The organism is Polyangium sp. 15x6 (assembly GCF_029960785.1).
Taxonomy (GTDB): Bacteria; Myxococcota_A; Polyangia; order Polyangiales; family Polyangiaceae; genus Polyangium.
In genome coordinates, this window is the sequence record NZ_JASBQE010000195.1 from 1 (window position 1) to 7758 (window position 7758).

5 protein-coding genes and 1 pseudogene are annotated in these 7758 nt (G+C 65.4%); 5 read left to right on the top strand and 1 reads right to left on the bottom strand.

The genetic code is table 11. From position 1 onward, the window contains the following. Positions 1-388: 388 nt before the first annotated feature. Positions 389-1168, bottom strand: a complete 780-nt coding sequence (locus tag QHF83_RS52290; protein ID WP_282425692.1) for a hypothetical protein — start codon at positions 1166-1168, stop codon at positions 389-391. A 2781-nt stretch (positions 1169-3949) separates the two neighbouring features. On the opposite strand from QHF83_RS52290, the gene QHF83_RS52295 reads away from it, so the two are divergent. The 5 genes and pseudogenes from QHF83_RS52295 to QHF83_RS52315 form a co-directional block, all read left to right on the top strand. Then, entirely contained in the window at positions 3950-4408 is a 459-nt protein-coding gene (locus QHF83_RS52295) for a hypothetical protein (RefSeq protein WP_282425693.1), read from the top strand. A gap of 47 nt (positions 4409-4455) precedes the next feature. Beyond that, positions 4456-4983 carry a cupin domain-containing protein gene (locus QHF83_RS52300; protein ID WP_282425694.1) on the top strand — a complete coding sequence of 176 codons (528 nt, stop codon included), beginning with the start codon at positions 4456-4458 and terminating at the stop codon, positions 4981-4983. Positions 4984-5398: 415 nt separating this feature from the next. Further along, on the top strand, positions 5399-5713 hold the full coding sequence (locus QHF83_RS52305) for a hypothetical protein (RefSeq protein ID WP_282425695.1): 315 nt from the start codon (positions 5399-5401) through the stop codon (positions 5711-5713). Between the two features lie 143 nt (positions 5714-5856). Beyond that, positions 5857-6861 carry a sigma-70 family RNA polymerase sigma factor gene (locus QHF83_RS52310; RefSeq protein WP_282425696.1) on the top strand — a complete coding sequence of 335 codons (1005 nt, stop codon included), beginning with the start codon at positions 5857-5859 and terminating at the stop codon, positions 6859-6861. A gap of 258 nt (positions 6862-7119) precedes the next feature. Next, positions 7120-7758 (top strand): annotated as a pseudogene (locus QHF83_RS52315) (hypothetical protein); the annotation flags it as partial.

Genomic DNA, 7758 nt, shown 5'->3' on the forward strand with positions numbered 1-7758 from the left:
ACAAACCAGCGCAAGGCGAACCGCTGGGCCAAATTTTTCGCGATGGCAGACAGCCGATGCCGGCAGATCCAGCTCGTCACGCGTCAGGTGGCGGGTATGAGCGGTCAGGATGGCAGAGTAGTGCTAGGTGGAGGCGCACGGCGCAGCCCTCGGGGCGCTCTCGGCGCTCGGCGCGGCCGTGCTCGATCCCGCGTGTGGATCCGGGCGATTTCGCGCCACGCAGTCTCAGGCGTAGGAGCACCGAGCGCGTGTGCGTCTAGGCGCAGCCCTCGCGACGCTCGGCGCGATCGTGCTCGACGGGCAGCCCTCGGGGCGTACTCGACGGGACGGGCGGCGAGCCCTCGGGGCGTGCTCGACGCTCGGCGCAATCTACGCGGCACAGAAAATTTTATAGGGTGTCGAGAGCTTTCTGGACCTTATCGATCAAGGGCTGCGGTATGGGGCCCTTTTCGGTAGCCATGATCGCCATGCAGAGCGATTGCGACGATGAAACAAGCGACGCCCGATTGTCTGTGGTTTTGAGCGAAGCGCTAGTCGTAACCTTGTCGAACTTTTCCTTTTCTGCGACGCAAACAACGGCAATTTCGGTCTTGTCGGGCATGTGCAACGCAGTTAATTCGCCCGCTTTACATTCGCCAGGGCCGCCCAATGCAACACGCATACGATCGCAGAGCTTCATGTTAGGATTGATGACACAATCCTTGACAAGGACGTTCATTAACAGCCCGTCGACGCGCCCGATTACCGTAACATCCTCCCCCTTATTCAATGCCGCCGCTGCCTTGGCCTCACCGTCTTTTACGAAGCACTGGACCTCCGGAATTTCCAGCGTTGCACCCGTTCCCACGGTAACGTAAATACTATCCGTGATGTCCTTTTTTACGTCCCCGACTTTACCGCGAATCTGGACAATCTTGTCTTTAAATTTGCCGTCGGCGCGCACCTCATTGTTCTTATATTCGTCGAGGACGTCTTTGGCCGAAACCATTAAAGACGGTCGACCCGTGAAGTCTCGCGCGGGCGCGGCTGGCGCTGGCGTTGGCGCGGTGGATGCGGAATTGGCTGCCGTTCCGCTCTCCGACGACTCTGACGAGGGCGGCGACTTCTTCCCGAGGTTGCAGCAGGCTGCAAGCGAGAGTGTGAGGAGCGCGAGTGCGATCTGTCTCATGATGGCCAGCGTACACGCCCATCGTCAGCCGCGTCAACCCTCGGGGGTGACGCTCGCTTGCGTCATCACGCGTGCTCGACGGCACAGCTCCTCGCGAGGCGCGGCGCGACGAACCCACGGTGTAGCCTCGCGAGGCGCGGCACGACGAACCCACGGCGCAGCCCTCGCACCGCTCGGCGCAGCCGTCCCACGGAAGACTCGCTAGGCGCGGCGCCGCCACTCGCATGCGAGTAGCCCCCCTCGGGGCGCTCGGCGCGGTCGGGCTCGACGGCACAGCGCTCTCAAGCTCACGCGGGCGCAGTCTCACGCGTGAGAGCGCGCCTTGCGTGAGCGTGTGAGGGACCGCGCCCGCTCGGGCGGTCCCCTCGCGTGGACCGCTTACGCTAAGCGTCCCGCTCGGCGCGCAGTGTGTCCCGCTCTGTCGGTGTGTCGTGGCACAGTGGACCGATCAGCACACCCAGCACACCGCGGCGCGCCGCGACTTATCGTAAGTCGCGCTCGGCGCGGTCGGGCTCGACGGCGCAGCCCTCGCGACGCTCGGCGCGACGCACGGGCACACGGCGCAGCCCTCGGGGCGCTCTCGACACTTGGCGCGGTCGTGCTCGACGGGCTAGTTCGTGCCATGGCACGAAATCGGCCCTGGCACGAAAAAGGTGCTCTCGACACTCGGCGCGATCGTGCTCGACGGCGCAGCCCTCCCGGCGCTCGACGCGACGCACAGGCGCACGGCGCAGCCCTCGCGACGCGTGTCAAGGGGGCGCGACGCTCGGCGCGCGTGTTTCTTGTCTCGGTTGTCACGCGCGCGCATGTCTCGCGAGACACATGACCGCGAGACATGCGTGACAACACAACCGCGAGGCTTGGACGCTCGGCGTGGTCGTGCTCGACGGCGCAGCCCTCGCCCCGCTAGCGGCTCGCAAGGTGCGGATCGCGCGACTCGCATGCGAGTCGCGGCGCGCAGCCCTCGGGGCGCTCTCGACGCTCGGCGCGTGCTCGGCGCAAGGGGCGTGCGTGCGCTTGGCACTTGTGAGCCGTGCGCTTGCGGCGCAAGCCACTTGCACGCGCAAGTCGCAAGCCCGAACGGAGCCGAATCGAACGGCGCACACTTGACGGCGCAGCCCTCGCGCCTTGCGCGGCCTGCTAGGTGCTCGGCGCGCGTGCTCGATGGCGCAGCCCTCGCGGCCCTCGGCGCGGTCGTGCTCGATGACGCAGCCCTCGCGGCCCTCGGCGCGACACCCTAGGCGGCCCTCGTGCCCGCTTTTGTTTCTTCGCCAAAGATACGTGGCCCTCGATCCATACGTAACCGCGTGACATGTAGGCAGAAGGCCCGGATCGGCGCGCTGTTCTCCGGTGCGGAAAACGGGGGGACGGCGCGCCCCTCGGGGCGTGCTCGACGCTCGGCGCGCATGCTCGGCGCGGCGAAGCCCTCGGGGTGCGCTCGACGTTCGGCGCACGCGTTCCGCGTTCCACTGCCGAACAAATCGCGCTCCGCCGGCTCCGCGCCCGCGATTTTGAGTTTTCCCGGCACGCAAGCGGCGCGATCTCGCCCGGTTCACACGTGCTCGGCGCGTAGACCATCGACAGCGCAGCCCTCGCCACAAACGGCGCAGCCCTCGGGGGGCGCTCGGCGCTCGGCGCGGTCGTGCTCGACGGCGCATCCCTGGGGGCGCTCGGCGTGGTCTTGCTCGACGGCGCACGCTTGGCCCGCTCCAGGGCTCGCACGAACGCCGGATCGCCCTCGACCTTGCGCGGAAGCGCTGGCGCGCGTTCGGCCTTTAGCGCTGCAATCGCCGAGCGAAGCGCGCCCTTTGCAACCTCCTTCACGGCGGCTCGCCTGCTCCGGTCCTTCATGAGAAGCCCGGCCACGATTGCGCCTCCCGCTAGGACCAGGCTCGGATCGATGCGCGCGCCCCGTTTCCTCGTTTTCAAGTCAAGCGCCATGGAGGAAGGCTACTGGGCCGTTCCCGTGCAACGCAAGGCGCAAGGGCGCACGGCCGGACGAATGTACTCCGCGCGGAGTACATCCCCCGGCGCAGCCCTCGACGGGGGCGCGTCAAAATGCGCGGAAGGGCCACGATCCCGGCGCTTTCAGCGGGATGTACTCTACGTAGAGTACATTTCGGCAGAACGACGCTTTCCGGAATGATTCTAGATGGTTCCCGAACGACTGCGCGTGTTCTCACAGAACGCACCTCTGGGGCGGGGCACTCCGGCCAGAGTTCCGCCACGATGCCCGGCGCTTTCGCCATTGATTCCCGGTCCTTCCAAGTGTTAGAGCGGTGTTCCTCGATGTTTCGTCCAAATGACGCAATGCGAGGTTTTCAAGACACGCGAACGGTACCCGTTATTACGATACCCACGGGGCGGGTTATTACAGTAAGAGCGGCCGATCCTGAGACGGCGCACAGGATGACGTTCCGGCGCTCGGCGCGATCGTGCGCGCACGGATCCGCGCGCACGTGTCAACGGCCATCACGCAGTCAAGAGGCGGAAGGGGGCGCTTCCGTGTGACGTGTGATCACTGGTCCGTGTGATCCGATCACACGGACCAGTGATCACACGTCACACGCGGGACAATGCGCGGCGCGGGGGATCTCCCCTTGCGCGCTCGGGCGCGTTCGTGCTCGCGGCGCGCAGCCCTCTTGACATGCGCACCCCGCACGCCCCGACGGCGTAGCCCTCAGGTGTGCTATCGATGCGCGGCGCGGTTTTCCCTCGATCTGCGGATCCAAAGGCGTAGAATAGCGATCCGCCCATTCGAGGGCGAAAAGGAGACCGCGCATGCAATCGAAAGAGCTTGCCTCGGATGTTATGGGGATCGGGCAGCCTGACGCATTCGTGCCGTATACGACCGAGGATGGATGGCGGGTCATTCTTCCCGGCGAGGAAGGCGGGCGTCGCCAAGCCGCCGGAAAGGTCCTCCGCGCATTCACGAAGGTCGAAATCACGCTCACGAGCAAAGAGGACCTCGAATCGTGCGTCCGCCATTTGGAAGAATCGGATCGCCGGTTCGCAGCGAACACCGAGAACCCGTGGGATTGGGCCAAGGTGATGATTCGCGATTTGCAGGTTCGCTTCGGCGTCGCCTGGTATGACCTCGAATTCTTCAGCACGAAGAAGGAGGCTTATTCCGATCCCAAGCATATCGGGCTCTACGCCAAGTTTGGAGCCACCCTCGACAACTTCAAAGTCGAGCATTTTCTCGTCGATGAGCGCGGACAGATGACCGCGGCAAACTGAACGCTCGACAACTGTGCCCGCCTGTGCGATGATGCGCCATCGCACCAATGAAACGCCCCGAATTCATCACCAATCAATCGGACATCCCGCGCCGAACAGCCAAGATCATTTCAACGGGCGAGCCACTGGGTTCCGTCGCGGACCTCACGGAATCAGCGGGCCTCCGGCAATTGCGTATTCAGCACGAGATCCTCCCTCCGGGGCACCGATCGTCGTCGCCTCATGCCCATACCATGCGCGAGGAGTTCATCTACATTATCAGTGGTGAGCCCGACGTGTGGCTCGATGGCGAACTCTACCAACTGAGGCCGGGTGATTGCGTTGCGCTGTGCGCAGGGACGGGAATAGCGCATTCGTTGCTAAACAACAGCGACAGTGACGTCCACTATCTGGCTATTGCTTCCGTTCCGGAACAGGATGGATGTTATTATCCCCTGAGCGGCCGTCGGGACAACGTACCCGACGACCTCGCTAATGCTTGGGGCAGCCGTCAGCGCGGGATTCACAATGGTTTGCCCGAGTCGAGGTGGGCGACCCCGGACGATCGCGATCCAGAGTCGACGGGTTGCGAGTGAGCACGCACGGCGCAGCCCTCGGAGCGCTCTCGACGCTTCGGGCGCGCTCGGCGCGGTCGTGCTCGACGGCGCCCCCCTCGGGGTCACGTTCTTGCGGTTGGTAGGCCCATCTCCCACAAATCGACCCGGCCGCGCTAACAACCACCTCCCGACCGAGCATGTAGAGAGTGGAGACGGCGAACCTCGCCGCTTGCGATGCGCTCGCATGGGGGCTCGTCGTGAGGGGGACGTCTGCCCTCTCTCCCCATCCCGGCCGAACGGTGGTCCACCTGGTCGAAAAGGCGCCTCCGTTCGGCTCGGGTGGGCTTTGTCGCCGGCCCGAGGTGGTTGCGCCGCAAATGGTCACCTCTGCTTGCGCGCTGAGTGCGGCGCAACCACCTCGGGCCGGTGACACCACACGACCGATGGAGGGAGCATGGATGCCGCGCTTGATGGCGATCAAGAGGACGTTCCGACGACGCATGTGAAGGAGCGGGCGAGCCCGGACCAAGAAGAGGATCCGGTGAGTGTTCCCGCCGTGCTGACCGACGAGCAGCGCGATCGGACGCTCGTGTGTCTGGACGCCTATCTCCGCCAGCGCACACCGCAAGAGGCGGCGGATCTGCTTGGATTCCCGATGAAATACATCATGGGCGTCTGCCGTCGTGAAATAAGGCCGTCTGTCGAGTTTGCCGCTCGCGTGGCGAAATGCAGCGGCATCGAGCTGGCGGCCATCCTCACGGGCCGATGACGAACGGAGACGTGTAAGCGTACATCCTTATCGCCGGTGCGCCCCCTCGTCCGATCAGGCGTTGTGTGAGGAACCATCCACGGTCAGCAAAAATCGACCGGCCCCGTCGGTATGTTTGCCCGCGTGGTAGACATATAGCCAGCGTGACCAGTCTCGCGCACGTCTCCCCCGATCCCCCCTCTGGTTCCCGTCCGCGTCTCGCCGCGCTCGCGGCGCTCCGTCCCGTCATCTTCGCATGGACGGGCCGCTGGGTGAGTTCCCCAGCCGATCGTGACGACATCACGCAGGACGTCTTGTGGGAGGCCGCGACATGCCGCACGGGCGCGGACATCCCGGACGACGAGCTGCGCCCCTGGCTGTTCGTCATCACGGCGCGGCTGGCCTGCAAGTACCTACGTCGCGAGAAGCGCCACGCATCGGGCGGGGACGTCTCCCCCGAGGAGATCGTGTCTCCCAACGTCTCGCCCGAGGTTGCGGCCGAGCGCGCGGAGTTCCTTCGGTTCCTACAGGACGCGCTTGCCAAGCTGACCCCGCGGCAACGCGCCGCCTTTATTGGTTACGACATCGAAGAAAAGTCACACGAGACAATCGCTCGATCGCTCGGCATTTCGGTGACCTCGGCGCGGAATGCTGCCTGCGAAGCGCGTATGCGGCTCTACGCGGCGCTGTGTGAGCGCGACCGCGACAGGCGCGGTGTCCTTCCGCTGCTGCTTCTCTTCCTTTCCGACCGTTGGTGGCGCGGATCGTCGGGCGGAGAATCGTTCGAGGGGTCGTCCAGGCGCCGGCTCCTCCCTTGGCTCCCGTGGTCGCCGGACAAGATTGTCGGGACGGTTTGGGCGCCATTGGTGGGCCTGCTCGTCGGAGGGGCGGCCGTTGCTGCCTGGTTGCTCCCGTCGGACGATGCGCCGCAAGTTCGCCACCTTCATCTCGCGCCGTACGTGCTGGTCATCTTCCGCGACCAGGTACAAGAGCCCGTCGCCTCCATCAAGCCCCCTGTGCCCGCCCTTGCTCAGGACCCGGATCCGGCTCCCGTCCGCCGTGCTCCTCCGGCCCCCGCACCTCTGCCAACCTTGACGCCCGAGGCAGAAGAGGCGCTCGACAGGCTTTTCCGCGGGGTGAAGACCTACGACCCCAAAGAGGGGCAATAGCCGCGCGTTATCGTCCCGGGGTTCGTCTTTCACGAACCCCTTGCTGCTTTTGCTCGGTTTGTCTAGAGTTTCGTCATGCGGACGGGCTGCGTCGCGATCGTCGCGTTCCTCGGGGTCCTCGGGCTTGCTGCGCCCTCGTCGGCGGACGACGCGCCCCCGGTTCACGAGCTGAATCCCGAGGCGATCCGAGCCGCCGCGGAGGAAGCCCGGTTCGGGGAGTACGTGCAGCGAGGCGACCGGGCGCGGGCCTCCGGACGGATGGCGGATGCAGTGCTCGCTTATTCGGAGGCATTGAACATCCGGCCGGATCCGTTGATCGCCGGCCGGCTCGGGATCGTGCTCGTCAAGCTGGGAAAGCCTGCACGGGCGGCCCATCTGCTCCATGACGCCGTCAACCGTGATTGGCGTGCGAGGCCGGTAGAGCGCGAGCAGTTCAAGACCGCTTACGACGCGGCGCGGGCTGTGGTCTGCATGTTGGACGTCACGATTTCGCATGCGCCGGAACGGACCACGCTCGACGGCGAGCCGATCAATCCGAAACATCGCACGGGATTTTTTATATTCGCCATGCCCGGCGAGCACGAGATCCGCGCGAGCCTGACGGGGTACCGGGACGGGCGCGCCGTTTTCACGGCGTGCAAGGGCGGGAGCATGGACGTCCCTGTCACGCTTTCGCCGCTCCCCTCGGATCCATCGATCGAGCCCACGCCAGCGCCCAAGCCTTTTCCCGAGCCCGCCGCGATCCCAGCGCCCCCTGGTCTCCCCGAGATGCGCCTAGGTGGCTGGTGTCGATCGCGAGCCCGTCGAAGAGGTCGTGGCCGCTCGTGTTCCCATGGCCGCCAGGGTGCATATCGGACAGGTCGCCTGACGGCTGATAATGGTTTGGATCGTCTTCTG